The 15,955-nt window shown below is 56.9% G+C and carries 13 protein-coding genes; 4 read left to right on the plus strand and 9 right to left on the minus strand.

All coding sequences use genetic code 11. The features are described from left to right. Positions 1 to 509 precede the first annotated feature (509 nt). The 5 genes from mnmE to rpmH form a co-directional block, all read right to left on the minus strand. Positions 510 to 1,880 (minus strand): tRNA uridine-5-carboxymethylaminomethyl(34) synthesis GTPase MnmE, encoded by a 1,371-nt coding sequence (mnmE, locus tag AC1ROI_RS32800; RefSeq protein WP_010465483.1) that lies wholly within the window; start codon positions 1,878 to 1,880, stop codon positions 510 to 512. A gap of 79 nt (positions 1,881 to 1,959) precedes the next feature. Next, on the minus strand, positions 1,960 to 3,645 hold the full coding sequence (gene yidC, locus AC1ROI_RS32805) for a membrane protein insertase YidC (protein ID WP_042932461.1): 1,686 nt from the start codon (positions 3,643 to 3,645) through the stop codon (positions 1,960 to 1,962). A 2-nt stretch (positions 3,646 to 3,647) separates the two neighbouring features. Next, on the minus strand, positions 3,648 to 3,893 hold the full coding sequence (gene yidD / locus AC1ROI_RS32810; protein WP_010465488.1) for a membrane protein insertion efficiency factor YidD: 246 nt from the start codon (positions 3,891 to 3,893) through the stop codon (positions 3,648 to 3,650). After that, the gene (rnpA, locus tag AC1ROI_RS32815; protein ID WP_010465490.1) at positions 3,886 to 4,287 is read right to left on the minus strand and encodes a ribonuclease P protein component; all 402 of its coding nucleotides are present in this window, start codon (positions 4,285 to 4,287) and stop codon (positions 3,886 to 3,888) included. The genes yidD and rnpA overlap by 8 nt, the downstream gene beginning before the upstream one ends. 16 nt (positions 4,288 to 4,303) lie before the next feature. Next, complete coding sequence (rpmH, locus tag AC1ROI_RS32820) at positions 4,304 to 4,438, minus strand: 50S ribosomal protein L34 (protein ID WP_003213577.1); 135 nt, start codon at positions 4,436 to 4,438, stop codon at positions 4,304 to 4,306. A gap of 566 nt (positions 4,439 to 5,004) precedes the next feature. Here rpmH and dnaA point away from each other — a divergent pair. From dnaA to gyrB, 4 genes are read left to right on the plus strand one after another with little or no spacing between them, the layout of a single operon-like run. Beyond that, entirely contained in the window at positions 5,005 to 6,525 is a 1,521-nt protein-coding gene (dnaA, locus tag AC1ROI_RS32825; RefSeq protein WP_102594522.1) for a chromosomal replication initiator protein DnaA, read from the plus strand. A gap of 39 nt (positions 6,526 to 6,564) precedes the next feature. Then, positions 6,565 to 7,668 (plus strand): DNA polymerase III subunit beta, encoded by a 1,104-nt coding sequence (dnaN, locus tag AC1ROI_RS32830; protein WP_008155702.1) that lies wholly within the window; start codon positions 6,565 to 6,567, stop codon positions 7,666 to 7,668. Positions 7,669 to 7,688: 20 nt separating this feature from the next. Then, positions 7,689 to 8,792 carry a DNA replication/repair protein RecF gene (gene recF / locus AC1ROI_RS32835; protein WP_010465495.1) on the plus strand — a complete coding sequence of 368 codons (1,104 nt, stop codon included), beginning with the start codon at positions 7,689 to 7,691 and terminating at the stop codon, positions 8,790 to 8,792. Between the two features lie 5 nt (positions 8,793 to 8,797). Then, positions 8,798 to 11,221, plus strand: coding sequence for a DNA topoisomerase (ATP-hydrolyzing) subunit B (gene gyrB, locus AC1ROI_RS32840; RefSeq protein ID WP_010465497.1), 2,424 nt, complete (start codon positions 8,798 to 8,800; stop codon positions 11,219 to 11,221). 266 nt (positions 11,222 to 11,487) lie between these two features. Here the strand turns inward: gyrB and AC1ROI_RS32845 are convergent, their stop codons facing one another. The 4 genes from AC1ROI_RS32845 to glyQ form a co-directional block, all read right to left on the minus strand. Further along, positions 11,488 to 12,267: a lysophospholipid acyltransferase family protein gene (locus tag AC1ROI_RS32845; protein WP_102594521.1), complete on the minus strand. Its 780-nt coding sequence runs from the start codon at positions 12,265 to 12,267 to the stop codon at positions 11,488 to 11,490. Between the two features lie 82 nt (positions 12,268 to 12,349). Then, entirely contained in the window at positions 12,350 to 12,889 is a 540-nt protein-coding gene (gene gmhB / locus AC1ROI_RS32850) for a D-glycero-beta-D-manno-heptose 1,7-bisphosphate 7-phosphatase (protein WP_167362290.1), read from the minus strand. Positions 12,890 to 12,893: 4 nt separating this feature from the next. Further along, positions 12,894 to 14,948 (minus strand): glycine--tRNA ligase subunit beta, encoded by a 2,055-nt coding sequence (glyS, locus tag AC1ROI_RS32855; protein WP_010465502.1) that lies wholly within the window; start codon positions 14,946 to 14,948, stop codon positions 12,894 to 12,896. Next, complete coding sequence (gene glyQ / locus AC1ROI_RS32860) at positions 14,945 to 15,898, minus strand: glycine--tRNA ligase subunit alpha (RefSeq protein ID WP_003213601.1); 954 nt, start codon at positions 15,896 to 15,898, stop codon at positions 14,945 to 14,947. Before glyQ ends, glyS begins: the two co-directional genes overlap by 4 nt. Positions 15,899 to 15,955 lie beyond the last annotated feature (57 nt).

The raw sequence follows: 15,955 nt of genomic DNA on the forward strand, positions 1-15,955 counted from the left end.
TTTGAGCTCAGGTTTCTGGACCTGGTCGACAAGTATAGGGACTTCGCCCTTCCTAAAGAACCCTTTGCACAAAATTTAACCAGCTGTGGAGAAGTCGGGGTTATAGAAATTAAAAAGAGAGAAATTTATTAAATCTTTGTTTTTATGTTTATTTCTACTGAGTCACATTTCTGTGGATAGATCGCTACAAGCCTTTATATTCAATATGTACAGCGATTCAAAACCCTGTGGTCATGTACCAAGGAGGCCCTTGGATAACCGGTTTAAGCCTGTGGATGAAAGGGATGGTTATCCACAGGGGCGGTTATCTTCAGTTTTCACGCCCTGTTATCAACTGCCCTTAGTGGCACTTACTCACAGGGCTTAATCCACAGATAAATGCTGATCGAGCAAATTCCGGACACGGAAAATCCGCTCAAGCAGAAAGAATCTGCTCGGCACTGGAGGAAATTTAAGGCAAGGGAGGGAACAGACAGGCGCGAACGGCCTGTCTGTGAATATCGGAAGGACTATTTACCGATGCAGAAGCTGGAAAAAATACGTCCCAGCAGATCATCCGAGCTGAATGCGCCGGTGATCTCACCCAAAGAGTGCTGAGCCTGGCGCAAATCTTCCGCCAGCAGCTCACCAGCACCCGCCAGAGTCAACTGCGCACGGCCATGCTCAAGGGATGCGCTGGCGTGTCGCAACGCATCAAGGTGACGCCTGCGTGCACTGAAGCTGCTTTCCGAAGTCTGCTCGTAACCCATGCAGGCCTTGAGATGTTCGCGTAGCAATTCCAGCCCCATACCGCCAGATTTGGCACTAAGGCTGATGGTGACGTGGCCATCGTCACTGACTTCCAGGGCAATCGCTTCTCCCGTCAGGTCAGCCTTATTACGGATCAGCGTAACTTTTGCCGGATCCGGGCGGATTTCAAGGAACTCCGGCCATAACGCAAACGGATCAAGTGCCTCAGGAGCGGTCGCATCGACCACCAGCAACACCCGATCTGCTTCGCCGATGGCTTTCAACGCCCGCTCGACGCCGATTTTTTCCACCTGGTCATCGGTATCCCGCAGACCGGCGGTGTCGACCACGTGCAACGGCATGCCATCGATGTGGATATGTTCGCGAAGAATATCCCGGGTGGTGCCGGCAATCTCGGTCACGATCGCGGCTTCTCGACCGGCCAAGGCATTCAGCAGGCTGGACTTGCCGGCATTGGGTCGGCCGGCAATGACCACGGTCATCCCGTCGCGAAGCAAGGCACCTTGCCCGGCTTCACGAAGCACTGTGGATAATTCATCGCGCACTTTGTCGAGCATGGCCAGTACGTGGCCGTCGGCCAGGAAGTCGATTTCTTCTTCCGGGAAATCGATCGCAGCCTCGACGTAGATGCGCAGGCCGATCAACTGCTCGGTGAGGTTATGCACACGCAAGGAGAATGCGCCTTGCAACGAACGCAGTGCATTTCGCGCAGCCTGTGCAGAACTGGCCTCGATCAAGTCGGCAATGGCTTCCGCCTGGGCCAGGTCGAGCTTGTCGTTGAGGAAGGCGCGTTCACTGAATTCTCCTGGCCGAGCCAGACGACAGCCCAGTTCCAGACAACGTTTGAGCAGCATATCGAGAACAATCGGCCCGCCGTGCCCCTGCAGTTCAAGCACATCTTCGCCGGTGAAGGAGTTCGGTCCCGGAAAATACAACGCGATGCCTTCGTCCAGCACCTCTTCGTTTTCGTTGAGAAACGGACCGTAGTGGGCAAATCGAGGTTTCAATTCCCGACCGCTGATCGCCCTGGCAGCAATGCTCGCCAACGGCCCGGAAATACGGACGATGCCCACACCGCCGCGACCTTGAGCGGTGGCGACAGCTGCGATGGTTTCCCGAGGAACGCTCATAAACCAGTACCCAGACAAAAGTGACAGATAGCAAAACGCCCCACTAGGGGGCGTTTTGAGTGGTTATCCACAGTGTAAATCAGGCAGCTGCTTTGGTAGCTGCTTCAACTTTACGAGTGATGTACCACTGTTGGGCGATGGACAGGCAGTTGTTCACAACCCAGTACAGCACCAGACCAGCCGGGAACCACAGGAAGAAGAAGGTGAAGATGATTGGCATCAGCTTCATGACCTTCGCCTGCATCGGATCCGGAGGAGTCGGGTTCAACTGCTGCTGGATAAACATGGTTGCACCCATGATGATCGGCAGAATGAAGAACGGATCCTTGATCGACAGGTCAGTAATCCACAGCATGAACGGCGCTTGGCGCATTTCAACGCTTTCCAGCAGAACCCAGTACAGCGACAGGAAAACCGGCATCTGCACGAGGATTGGCAAGCAACCACCCAGCGGATTGATCTTCTCTTTCTTGTACAGCTCCATCATGGCTTGCGACATTTTCTGCCGATCATCGCCATGTTGCTCTTTCAGCGCAGCCAGTTTCGGTGCCACTGCACGCATGCGCGCCATGGATTTGTAGCTGGCAGCCGACAGCGGGAAGAAAATCCCCTTGATCAGCATAGTCAGGAAGATGATCGACCAGCCCCAGTTACCGATCAGCGCGTGGATGTGTTGCAGCAGCCAGAAGATTGGCTGGGCAATGAACCACAGGATGCCGTAATCGACGGTCAATTCCAGACCTGGGGACAACTCTTTCAGCACAGCCTGGCTTTTTGGACCGGCGTACAGAACAGCGCTGACTTCGGCTTTTGCACCTGGTGCAACGGTCACTGCCGGAGCGGTGTAGCCGATGATGTAGTTGCCTTTGCTGTCTTTACGGGTCTGGACGAGGTTGTTTTCGCCCTTCGCCGGAATCCACGCGGTCACGAAGTAGTGTTGCAACCAGGCAACCCAACCACCGTTAACGGTTTCTTTCAGCTGAGCCTTGTCCATGTCCTTCATCGACACTTTCTTGTACGGCTCGTTACTTGTCCACAGGGCGGCGCCCAGGTAAGTCGCGGTGCCGGTGGCAGTGCTGGAAGAAGGATCGGAGCTGGCGTCACGCTTCAGCTGGGCGAACATCGCACCCGACCAAGGCTTGGCGCTTTCGTTGTCGATCAGGTAGGAAACGGTTACGTCATACAAGCCACGTTTTACGGTGAAACGCTTGATGTAGTTGACGCCGTCCTTGCTGAACTTGAGGTCCACGACCATTTGGTCCTGACCGTCAGCCAGTTGGTAGATCTTCTTCTCGGAGGAGTAAACCGGGCGACCGGCTGGACTTGCGTCCGGACCGTCGGTGCCGATCAGACCGCTCTGGGCCAGATAAGTCCGCTCGTTGCCGTTATCGAACAACTGGAATGGAATTTCCGGATGGTCCTGGCGACGTGGATACAGCGGCAACGTCAGTTGGGCAACATCACCACCTTGTGGATCGATAGCCAGGTTGAGCACATCCGTTTTGATCTGGATGAGGTCTTTGCTTACAGCCACTGGTGTTTCAGTGGGTGCAGTTGCACTGGTATCACTTGGTGCGCGTGGAATGTCGTCACTGACAGAAGCATTATTGCCAGTCGCCGTGTCCGGTAGGCCCGGTGCGGTAGTACTGGAAGCAACATTCTGAGTCGGCAGGGCAGCCTGGCCATAGTCCTGGTTCCATTTAAGAACCATAACGTAGGACACGATTGCCAGGGCGACGATCAGGATCGTGCGTTTGATATCCATGATTACTCGGCCATCGAAGAAGAACGGGAGGTAGGGATAGGCGGAACCGGGTCATAACCACCGGGATTCCACGGATGACAGCGACCTAAACGACGAAAGGTCAGCCAGCCACCGCGCAGAAGGCCATGATTTTCTATGGCTTCATACGCGTAGCAGGAACAACTGGGGTAGAAACGACAGTGACTGGCCATCAGAGGACTAATGGCATAGCGATAAAACTGGATCGGAACGAGTGCCAGTTTACGCATCGGGACTGTCTACCCCTACAGTTTCGGTTTTGACTGCTGGTACCGGCTTGCTACGTGCCAGACGCTTCCAGAGCTTGCCGAAATGCTGAATCAATTCGGGGTTTTCTACGTCACCCAAACCTTTGCGCGCGACGATAACGATGTCCCAACCGACCAGTGAATCCTGGTTCAGGCGAAACGATTCGCGCATCAGACGTTTGAGGCGATTGCGCTCGACGGAGAGCTTTACGCTCTTTTTCCCGATAACCAACCCGAGACGGGGGTGATCAAGATCGTTGTTGCGCGCAAGGAGCAGGAGATTTTTCCCCGGAACCTTGCCGGTAGGGGAGTCAAAGACTGCCTTGAAATGCCGGGGAGTAAGCAGACGCTTTTCCCGACTGAAGTCCTGACTCACCTCCAGTGCCGGATTATCAAACTGCCAGACGCGCACGACCTTTGGCGCGACGACGCGACAGGACGGCACGACCGTTCTTGGTAGCCATGCGAGCACGGAAACCGTGGGTACGAGCGCGTTTGATAGTGCTTGGTTGGAAAGTACGTTTCATTGTCGTGTTACCTGGTTCGTCCACAACGGGCCGGAATGGCCCCCGTTTTAAGAGACCGGGGATTCTAGAGAAAGCAAGCCTCTAGGTCAATTTCCAACCAGCGTTTCCTTATAAATAGATCTCCAGGCATTTTCTCGTCCGCACGTCTTCGCTAGATATAGAAATAAAGAAGGAAGTTATTTAAAGCTTTTCTGTAAAGCTTATAAAAGCTAGGGAGGCGTTCAGTTGTGGATAACTACCTTCAGCCCTTCTATCCCGTGCTGTACAGAGAATGACAACTACGGTGGAAAACAGGGGGCAGCCTGTGCTGCACTGTCGGATAAGCTGTGGGTGGAATGGACAGTTATCCACAGGAGGGTTATCCACCGAGTTTCACCCCCACTTGTCCAGTGCCCTCATGGGCGGTTATCCACAGAGCTTATGCACATACCATTGGTCGCCTTTTTGGCGGTTAACGCGTTGATAATTCATGGCCTGTGCGCAACCTGCATGTGGATAAGTGGACGTCTGGCCGCTACAATGGCCGCTTGTTTTTGCCTCACCGGCTTTCAACTTAGGGGATATCCGTGTCAGTGGAACTTTGGCAGCAGTGCGTGGAGCTTTTGCGCGATGAGCTGCCTGCCCAACAATTCAACACTTGGATCCGTCCACTACAGGTCGAAGCCGAAGGCGACGAGTTGCGTGTCTACGCACCGAATCGTTTTGTTCTCGACTGGGTCAACGAAAAGTACCTGGGCCGCGTCCTTGAACTGCTGGATGAGCATGGCAATGGCATCGCGCCCGCGCTCTCCTTATTAATAGGCAGCAAACGCAGTTCGGCACCGCGTGCGGCACCAAATGCACCGTTGGCCGCCGCTGCTTCCCAGGCTCAGGCCGCTCAAGCGCCTGTCAGCGCTCCAGCGCCTCCCCCGGCGACCGCACCGACCAAGCGTGCGACGCAAAAAGTGGCGGAGGTCAGTGAAGAGCCGTCACGCGACAGCTTCGACCCGATGGCCGGCGCCAGCTCGCAACAGGCTCCTATTCGGTCCGAGCAGCGCACGGTGCAAGTCGAAGGCGCGCTCAAGCACACCAGTTACCTGAACCGCACGTTCACCTTCGAAAACTTTGTCGAGGGTAAGTCCAACCAGCTGGCCCGGGCTGCGGCCTGGCAGGTCGCGGATAACCCCAAGCACGGTTACAACCCGCTCTTCCTTTATGGCGGCGTCGGCTTGGGTAAGACTCACTTGATGCATGCTGTGGGTAACCATCTATTAAAGAAGAACCCGAATGCCAAGGTCGTGTACCTGCACTCGGAGCGATTCGTCGCCGACATGGTCAAGGCCCTGCAGCTGAACGCGATCAACGAGTTCAAACGCTTCTACCGTTCGGTGGATGCGCTGCTGATCGATGACATTCAGTTCTTTGCTCGCAAAGAGCGGTCCCAGGAAGAGTTTTTCCACACCTTCAACGCCCTGCTTGAAGGTGGCCAGCAGGTCATTCTTACCAGTGACCGCTACCCGAAAGAAATCGAAGGCCTTGAAGAGCGCCTTAAATCCCGCTTCGGCTGGGGCCTGACGGTCGCCGTCGAGCCGCCGGAGCTGGAAACCCGCGTCGCGATCCTGATGAAAAAGGCTGACCAGGCCAAAGTCGATCTGCCACACGATGCGGCGTTCTTTATTGCCCAGCGTATCCGCTCCAACGTCCGTGAGCTGGAAGGCGCGCTTAAACGCGTGATCGCACACTCGCACTTCATGGGCCGCGACATCACCATCGAGTTGATTCGCGAATCCCTGAAAGACCTGTTGGCGCTGCAAGACAAACTGGTCTCTGTGGATAACATTCAGCGCACGGTCGCCGAGTACTACAAGATCAAGATTTCCGATCTGCTGTCCAAGCGTCGTTCTCGCTCGGTCGCACGTCCGCGTCAGGTTGCAATGGCGTTGTCCAAAGAGTTGACTAACCACAGCCTGCCCGAAATCGGCGATGTGTTTGGTGGCCGCGACCATACGACCGTTTTGCACGCCTGCCGCAAGATCAACGAACTTAAGGAATCCGACGCGGACATCCGCGAGGACTACAAGAACCTGCTGCGTACACTGACTACTTGATGAACACCAGCGCAGCTTATTAAGGCAAGGGACTAGACCATGCATTTCACCATTCAACGCGAAGCCCTGTTGAAACCCCTGCAACTGGTCGCAGGCGTCGTCGAGCGCCGACAGACCTTGCCGGTGCTCTCCAACGTGCTGCTGGTTGTCGAAGGCCAGCAACTGTCGCTGACCGGTACCGACCTGGAAGTCGAGCTGGTCGGTCGTGTGCAACTCGAAGAGCCTGCGGACCCGGGTTCCATCACTGTGCCTGCGCGCAAGCTGATGGACATCTGCAAGAGCTTGCCGAACGATGCGCTGATCGACATTAAGGTCGATGAGCAGAAGCTCGTCGTGAAGGCCGGTCGTAGCCGCTTCACCCTGTCGACCCTGCCGGCCAACGATTTCCCTACGGTCGAAGAAGGCCCTGGCTCGCTGACTTGCAGCCTGGAGCAGAGCAAGCTGCGTCGTTTGATCGAACGTACCAGCTTCGCCATGGCCCAGCAGGACGTGCGTTATTACCTGAACGGCATGCTGCTTGAAGTGTCCGAAGGCATCATCCGCGCCGTGGCCACCGACGGTCACCGTCTGGCGATGTGCTCGATGAAGGCCGATATCGGTCAGCCGGATCGCCATCAGGTCATCGTGCCGCGCAAAGGTATCCTTGAACTCGCGCGCTTGCTGACCGAGCCGGACGGCATCGTCAGCATCGTGCTGGGTCAACACCACATCCGCGCGACCACCGGCGAGTTCACCTTCACTTCGAAACTGGTCGACGGTAAATTCCCTGATTACGAGCGCGTTCTGCCAAAAGGCGGCGACAAGCTGGTACTCGGTGATCGCCAAGCCCTGCGTGAAGCATTCAGCCGCACTGCGATCCTGTCCAACGAGAAGTACCGCGGTATCCGACTGCAATTGGCCAACGGCCAGCTGAAAATTCAGGCGAACAACCCGGAGCAGGAAGAAGCTGAAGAAGAAGTCGGCGTCGAGTACAACGGCGGCAATCTGGAAATCGGCTTCAACGTGAGCTATCTGCTCGACGTGCTGGGCGTGATGACCACCGAGCAGGTTCGCCTGATCCTGTCCGACTCGAACAGCAGTGCGCTGGTGCAAGAGTCCGACAACGATGACTCGGCCTACGTTGTCATGCCGATGCGTCTGTAATCATGCTCAGCAGAAGCTAGATGTCTTTAAGTCGCGTCTCGGTCACCGCGGTGCGTAATCTGCACCCGGTGACCTTCTCCCCCTCCCCCCGAATCAATATTCTTTACGGCGCCAACGGCAGCGGCAAAACCAGTGTTCTGGAAGCCATTCACCTGCTGGGGCTTGCCCGTTCGTTTCGTAGCACCCGATTGTTGCCCGTCATTCAGTACGAGCAACTGGCATGCACGGTATTTGGGCAGGTTGAACTGGCCGAGGGTGGCCATAGCGCGTTGGGGATATCTCGAGACAGGCAGGGCGAGTTTCAGATTCGCATCGACGGCCAGAACGCTCGCAGTGCGGCGCAACTGGCGGAGATCCTGCCGCTTCAGTTGATTAACCCGGACAGCTTCCGCTTGCTGGAAGGCGCACCGAAGATTCGTCGGCAGTTTCTCGACTGGGGTGTGTTCCACGTGGAACCGCGATTCATGTCCACCTGGCAGCGCTTGCAGAAGGCCCTGCGCCAGAGAAACTCTTGGCTGCGGCATGGTACACTTGACGCCGTTTCGCAAGCGGTTTGGGACAGGGAACTGTGCCAGGCCAGCGCTGAAATAGATGAATACCGCCGCGCTTACATCAAAGCCTTGAAACCAGTCTTTGAACAGACCTTGAGCGAACTGGTTGAGCTCGAGGGTTTGACGCTCAGCTATTACCGCGGTTGGGACAAGGACCGGGAGTTGAGTGCTGTGCTCGCCGGGTCCCTTCAGCGGGATCAGCAAATGGGTCATACCCAAGCCGGACCACAACGTGCTGATTTGCGCCTTAGGTTGGGTGCACATAACGCCGCGGACATCTTGTCCCGTGGTCAGCAGAAGTTGGTGGTCTGTGCATTGCGGATTGCCCAAGGGCACCTGGTAAGCCAGGCCCGACGCGGCCAGTGTATTTATCTGGTGGATGACCTGCCGTCCGAACTGGACGAGCACCACCGTCGCGCGCTTTGCCGCTTGCTGGAAGACTTACGCTGCCAGGTGTTTATCACCTGTGTAGATCACGAATTATTGAGGGACGGCTGGCAGACGGAAACGCCAGTCGCTCTGTTCCACGTGGAACAGGGCCGTATCACCCAGACCCACGACCATCGGGAGTGAAGGCATTGAGCGAAGAAAATACGAATACCTACGACTCAACGAGCATTAAGGTGCTGAAAGGCCTGGATGCCGTCCGTAAACGTCCTGGTATGTACATTGGTGACACCGACGATGGCAGCGGTCTGCACCACATGGTCTTCGAGGTAGTCGACAACTCCATCGATGAAGCGCTCGCTGGCCACTGTGACGACATCAGCATCATTATCCACCCGGATGAATCCATCACCGTTCGCGACAACGGTCGTGGCATCCCGGTAGACGTGCACAAAGAAGAAGGCGTTTCGGCAGCCGAGGTCATCATGACCGTGCTGCACGCCGGCGGGAAGTTCGACGACAACTCCTACAAAGTATCCGGCGGTCTGCACGGTGTAGGTGTTTCGGTGGTCAACGCCCTGTCCGAAGAGCTGGTCCTGACCGTTCGCCGCAGCGGCAAGATTTGGGAACAGACGTACATTCACGGCGTTCCGAAAGAGCCGATGAAAATTGTCGGTGAGAGCGAAACCACCGGCACCCAGATCCACTTCAAACCGTCCGATCTGACCTTCAAGAATATCCACTTCAGCTGGGACATCCTGGCCAAGCGGATTCGTGAACTGTCCTTCCTCAACTCCGGTGTCGGTATCGTCCTCAAGGATGAGCGCAGCGGCAAGGAAGAGCTGTTCAAGTATGAAGGTGGCCTGCGTGCGTTCGTTGAATACCTGAACACCAATAAGACTCCGGTCAACCAGGTGTTCCACTTCAACATCCAGCGCGAAGACGGCATCGGCGTGGAAATCGCCCTGCAGTGGAACGACAGCTTCAACGAGAACCTGTTGTGCTTCACCAACAACATTCCACAGCGCGATGGCGGTACTCACTTGGTGGGTTTCCGCTCCGCACTGACGCGTAACTTGAACACCTACATCGAAGCGGAAGGCCTGGCGAAGAAGCACAAGGTCGCGACCACCGGTGACGATGCCCGTGAAGGCCTGACCGCAATCATTTCGGTGAAAGTCCCGGATCCGAAGTTCAGCTCCCAGACCAAAGACAAGCTGGTGTCTTCCGAAGTGAAGACAGCGGTAGAACAGGAAATGGGCAAGTACTTCTCCGACTTCCTGCTGGAAAACCCGAACGAGGCCAAACTGGTCGTCGGCAAGATGATCGACGCGGCTCGCGCTCGTGAAGCGGCGCGTAAAGCCCGTGAGATGACCCGTCGCAAAGGTGCGCTGGATATCGCCGGCCTGCCGGGCAAACTGGCTGACTGCCAGGAAAAAGACCCTGCCCTGTCAGAACTGTACCTCGTGGAAGGTGACTCTGCTGGCGGCTCCGCCAAGCAGGGTCGCAACCGCCGGACCCAGGCCATCCTGCCGTTGAAAGGCAAGATCCTGAACGTCGAGAAGGCGCGCTTCGACAAGATGATCTCTTCGCAAGAAGTGGGCACCTTGATCACCGCGCTGGGCTGTGGCATCGGCCGCGACGAGTACAACATCGCCAAGCTGCGTTACCACAACATCATCATCATGACCGATGCTGACGTCGACGGTTCGCACATCCGTACCCTGCTGCTGACCTTCTTCTTCCGTCAGTTGCCGGAACTGATCGAGCGCGGCTACATCTATATCGCTCAGCCGCCGCTGTACAAGGTCAAGAAAGGCAAGCAAGAGCAATACATCAAAGACGACGACGCCATGGAAGAGTACATGACGCAGTCGGCCCTGGAAGACGCGAGCCTGCACCTGAACGAGGATGCTCCGGGTATTTCCGGACCTGCCCTTGAGCGTCTGGTGAACGACTTCCGTCTGGTAATGAAGACTCTCAAGCGTCTGTCGCGACTGTACCCACAGGAACTGACCGAGCACTTCATCTATCTGCCTGCTGTCAGTCTGGAGCAATTGTCTGATCACGCAGCGATGCAGAATTGGATGGCCCAGTACGAAGTCCGTCTGCGCACTGTCGAGAAGTCTGGCCTGGTCTACAAAGCCAGCCTGCGTGAAGACCGTGAACGTAACGTCTGGCTGCCAGAGGTCGAACTGATCTCCCACGGCCTGTCGAACTACGTCACCTTCAACCGCGACTTCTTCGGCAGCAACGATTACAAAACCGTTGTATCCCTGGGCGCTCAACTGAGCACCTTGCTGGACGACGGTGCGTACATCCAGCGTGGCGAGCGCAAAAAGCCGGTCACCGAGTTCAAGGAAGCCCTTGAATGGCTGATGGCTGAAAGCACCAAGCGTCACACCATCCAGCGATACAAAGGTCTGGGCGAAATGAACCCGGATCAGCTGTGGGAAACCACCATGGACCCAAGCCAGCGCCGGATGCTCAAAGTGACCATCGAAGACGCCATTGGCGCAGACCAGATCTTCAACACCCTGATGGGTGATGCGGTCGAACCTCGTCGTGACTTCATCGAAAGCAACGCCTTGGCGGTGTCTAACCTGGATTTCTAATCCAGCAGCTGACTGCTAATTGAAAAAGGCCAACGCTCAGCGTTGGCCTTTTTTTTATACCTTCAAAGATGATCGCAGAGCCAAACACATCGCAAATCGCAGGCATAAAAAAACCGGCTATATCAGCCGGTTTTTTTGCGCCCGAAAAAAACTTATGCACCATTTCCGGAGTTTTATGAGTTTAAGAAATATATATATAAATCATAAAGATACGCTCATAAAACGTTAGTTTTCGGTAAAACGGTACACAGGTTATCCACAGAATCTCAGACAGCCACTTGATCGTTGGCCGAGGGGGCGGCTGGGGCGGCTGGCAGCGAACCCATTTCCCGCTGCATCTGCTCGTTCCAGCTCTGCACACGGTCATTCAGATCGGCAATGGCGCGCGGCCCACTGCCTACGGCGTACATTGGCTCGCCAATGATCACGGTGATGATGCCTTGCTTCTTCGCCCAACCGGTTTTCGGCCAGAACTTGCCGGCATTGTGCGCAATCGGCAGGACTGGAAGTGCGGCATTGACTGCCAATGCGGTGCCACCGCGTGAGAACTTGCCGATGGTGCCATAAGGAACGCGAGTCCCTTCGGGGAAGATCAGCACCCAGACGCCATCCTTCAGCAATTCATGTCCCTTCTTCGCCACATGCTTGAGCGCAGCTTTCGGATTGTCGCGGTCGATAGCGATCGGTCGCAACATGGCCATGGCCCAGCCGAAGAATGGCACGAACAGCAATGAGCGCTTGAGCACTTGGCTCAATGGCTCGAAGTAGGCAGAGAGAAAGAAGGTCTCCCAGGTGCTCTGGTGGTTCGACTGAATCACGCAGGGCTGGTCAGGCACGTTCTCGGCGCCCCTTACTTCGTAGCTGATGCCCAGAAAGACTTTGCTCAGCCACAAGGCGCAACGGCACCAGTACACATTGATGAAGCGATACCGCGCCTTGAACGGCAGAAACGGCGCGATTAAAAAGCTCAGGCTGCACCAAAGCAAGGAGCTGGTGCCCAGCAGCAGGTAAAAGAGGAAGGTTCTGATGGCCTGCAGTATCGACATGGCGACATTTACCGTTGCGGGCACTGCCCGCCTATTCAAGCGCACTCCCGATCAATCCTTGGTCAGGAACAATCGAAGCACTCTAATTGTGGATAAGTTCTGCGGCAATCGCCGCAAGATCGTCAAAAATCAAGGTGCCCACCGGCAGGGTCTTGCCCAGAGTCTTTTCGCCTTTCCCGGTCTTTACCAAAACTGGCTGAGAGTCGACGGCTTTGGCGGCTTCCAGGTCACCAAGGGTATCGCCGACGAACCATAGATGAGTCAGCGATACGTTGTAATGAGCGGCGATGGTTTTCAACATCCCGGGTTTTGGCTTGCGGCAATCGCAGCCGTCGTCCGGCCCGTGCGGGCAGTAGACAATCAGCCCGACCTCGCCGCCCTGCTCCGCCACCAACGAACGCAAGCGCTCGTGCATAGCGTCCAGGGTAGCGATGTCGTAATAGCCGCGAGCGATGCCCGACTGGTTGGTAGCCACCGCCACCGTCCAGCCGGCCTTGCTCAACTGCGCGATGGCTTCGATCGAACCGGGGAGCGGAATCCACTCCTCCACCGACTTGATGTAAGCGTCGGAGTCGTAATTGATCACCCCGTCCCGATCGAGAATCAGCAGTTTCAACAGCAGTCCCTCAGCCCAGCATCGAAATGTCGGCAACGCCGAGGAACAGTCCACGCAGGCGCGCCAGCAATGCGTAACGGTTTGCGCGGACCTTGGCGTCTTCAGCGTTGACCATCACGGCCTCGAAGAACGCATCCACCGGCTCGCGCAAGGCAGCCAGACGGGCCAGCGATTCGCTGTACTGACGGGCAGCGGCCATCGGCTGTACAGCCTGGTCAGCCTGCTGGATCGCCGAGTACAGGGAGAACTCGTTGGCATTGTCGAAGTACTTGGCTTCCACGACCGAAGGAATGGAGCCTTCGACCTTGCTCAGCAAGTTCGAAACGCGTTTGTTCACTGCGGCCAGGGCTGCGGCTTCCGGCAATTTGCGGAACGCTTCCACGGCTTGTACGCGCTGATCGAAGTCCAGGGCAGAACCCGGTTTCAGGGCACGGACCGACAGGTAAGTCCCGACATCCACGCCTTCGTCTTCGTAACGGGCACGCAGACGGTCGAAGATGAACTCCAGCACCGAATCGTTCAGGCCGGCAGCCTTGACCTTGGTACCGAACGCATTCACGGCGAATGCCACGGCGTCGTTCAGGTCGAGGTCGAGCTTCTTGTCGATCAGGATGCGCAACACGCCGAGTGCAGCACGACGCAGGGCATACGGGTCTTTGCTGCCGGTTGGCAGCATGCCGATGCCGAAGATACCGACCAGGGTATCGAGCTTGTCGGCGATGGCCACGGCCGCACCGGTCAGGGTGGTCGGCAGTTCAGCACCGGCACCGCGCGGCATGTACTGCTCGTTCAGGGCCAGTGCGACTTCTTCCGGCTCGCCGTCGTTGAGGGCGTAGTAGTAACCGGCGACACCTTGCATCTCCGGGAACTCACCGACCATCTCGGTCGCCAGATCGCACTTGGACAGCAGGCCGGCACGGGAAGCCCAGGCTGCGTTGCCGCCAATGCGTTGCGCGATGAACGCGGCCAGTTTGGAAACGCGCTCGGCCTTGTCATAGACGCTGCCGAGTTTTTCCTGGAACACCACGTTCTGCAGGCGCAGGTTGAAGTCTTCGAGTTTCTGCTTCTTGTCTTGCTTGAAGAAGAACTCGGCGTCGGTCAGGCGTGGACGAACCACTTTCTCGTTACCGGCGATAATCTGCTGCGGGTCTTTGCTTTCGATGTTGGCCACGGTGATGAAACGTGGCAGCAACTTGCCGTCGGCATCCAGCAGGCAGAAGTACTTCTGGTTGTCCTGCATGGTGGTGATCAGGGCTTCTTGTGGCACGTCGAGGAAACGTTCCTCGAACGAGCACACCAGCGGCACCGGCCATTCGACCAGCGCGGTCACTTCGTCGAGCAAGGCTGGGGGAACGATGGCAGTACCTTCCTGCATCGTCGCCAGCTCTTCGGTGCGTTTGCTGATCAGCTCGCGACGCTCGTTGGCATCGGCCAGTACGTAGGCGGCACGCAGGTCGCTCAGGTAATTGGCCGGCGAAGTGATACGCACGCTTTCCGGGTGATGGAAGCGGTGACCACGGGAATCACGACCGGACTTCTGGGCGAGGATCGTGCAATCGATGACCTGGTCACCGAGCAGCATTACCAGCCACTGGGTCGGACGAACGAATTCTTCCTTGCGAGCACCCCAGCGCATGCGCTTTGGGATCGGCAGGTCGTTCAGCGAATCTTCAACGATGGTCGGCAGCAGGCTCGCAGTCGGCTTGCCGGCGATGCTTTGGCTGTAACGCAGTTTCGGGCCGCTTTGATCGATTTCGCTCAGGTCGACGCCGCATTTCTTGGCGAAGCCCAGTGCTGCTTGAGTCGGGTTGCCTTCGGCATCGAACGCGGCCTGACGTGGCGGGCCGTCGAGGTTGATGCTGCGATCCGGCTGCTGAGTCGCCAGCGAGGTGATCAGCACAGCCAGACGACGTGGTGCGGCGTAGACGGTTTTGGTCTCGTAGTTCAGGCCCGCGGCTTGCAGGCCCTTGTCGATACCGGCCAGGAACGCGTCGGCCAGGGTGTTCAGGGCTTTGGGTGGCAGTTCTTCGGTGCCCAGTTCAACCAGAAAATCTTGAGCACTCATTGTGCAGCCTCCAGCTTGGCCAGTACTTCGTCACGCAGGTCCGGGGTCGCCATCGGGAAGCCCAGCTTGGCGCGAGCCAGCAGGTAGGCTTGCGCAACGGAACGCGCCAGGGTGCGCACACGCAGGATGTATTGCTGACGCGCGGTCACCGAGATCGCCCGGCGCGCATCCAGCAGGTTGAAGGTATGGGAGGCCTTCAACACCATTTCGTAGCTCGGCAATGGCAGCGGCTGGTCGAGTTCGATCAGGCGCTTGGCTTCGCTTTCGTAGAAGTCGAACAGTTCGAACAGCTTCTCGACGTTGGCGTGTTCGAAGTTGTAGGTCGACTGCTCCACTTCGTTCTGGTGGAACACGTCGCCGTAAGTCACTTTACCGAACGGACCGTCAGCCCAGACCAGGTCGTAGACCGAGTCCACGCCTTGCAGGTACATGGCCAGACGTTCCAGACCGTAAGTGATCTCGCCGGTCACCGGGTAGCACTCGATGCCGCCCGCTTGCTGGAAGTAAGTGAACTGCGTCACTTCCATGCCGTTGAGCCAGACTTCCCAGCCCAGACCCCAGGCGCCCAGTGTCGGCGATTCCCAGTTGTCTTCGACGAAGCGAATGTCGTGGACCAACGGGTCCAGGCCGACGTGCTTGAGGGAGCCCAGGTACAGTTCCTGGAAGTTATCCGGGTTCGGCTTCAGGACTACCTGGAACTGGTAGTAGTGCTGCAGACGATTCGGGTTTTCGCCGTAGCGGCCGTCAGTCGGGCGACGACTGGGCTGCACATAAGCGGCGTTCCAGGTTTCCGGGCCAATGGCGCGCAGGAATGTAGCGGTGTGGAAAGTGCCGGCGCCTACTTCCATATCGTAGGGCTGAAGTACCACACAACCTTGCTCGGCCCAGTATTGCTGGAGGGCGAGGATCAAGTCTTGGAAGGTACGCACGGCTGGCGTAGGCTGGCTCACGAAATTCACCTGTTTCTTGGGCTGCGATTTAAAGAGCGGGAGTATACCCGATTCGGT

Source organism: Pseudomonas sp. GW823-FHT02C02 (assembly GCF_058797635.1).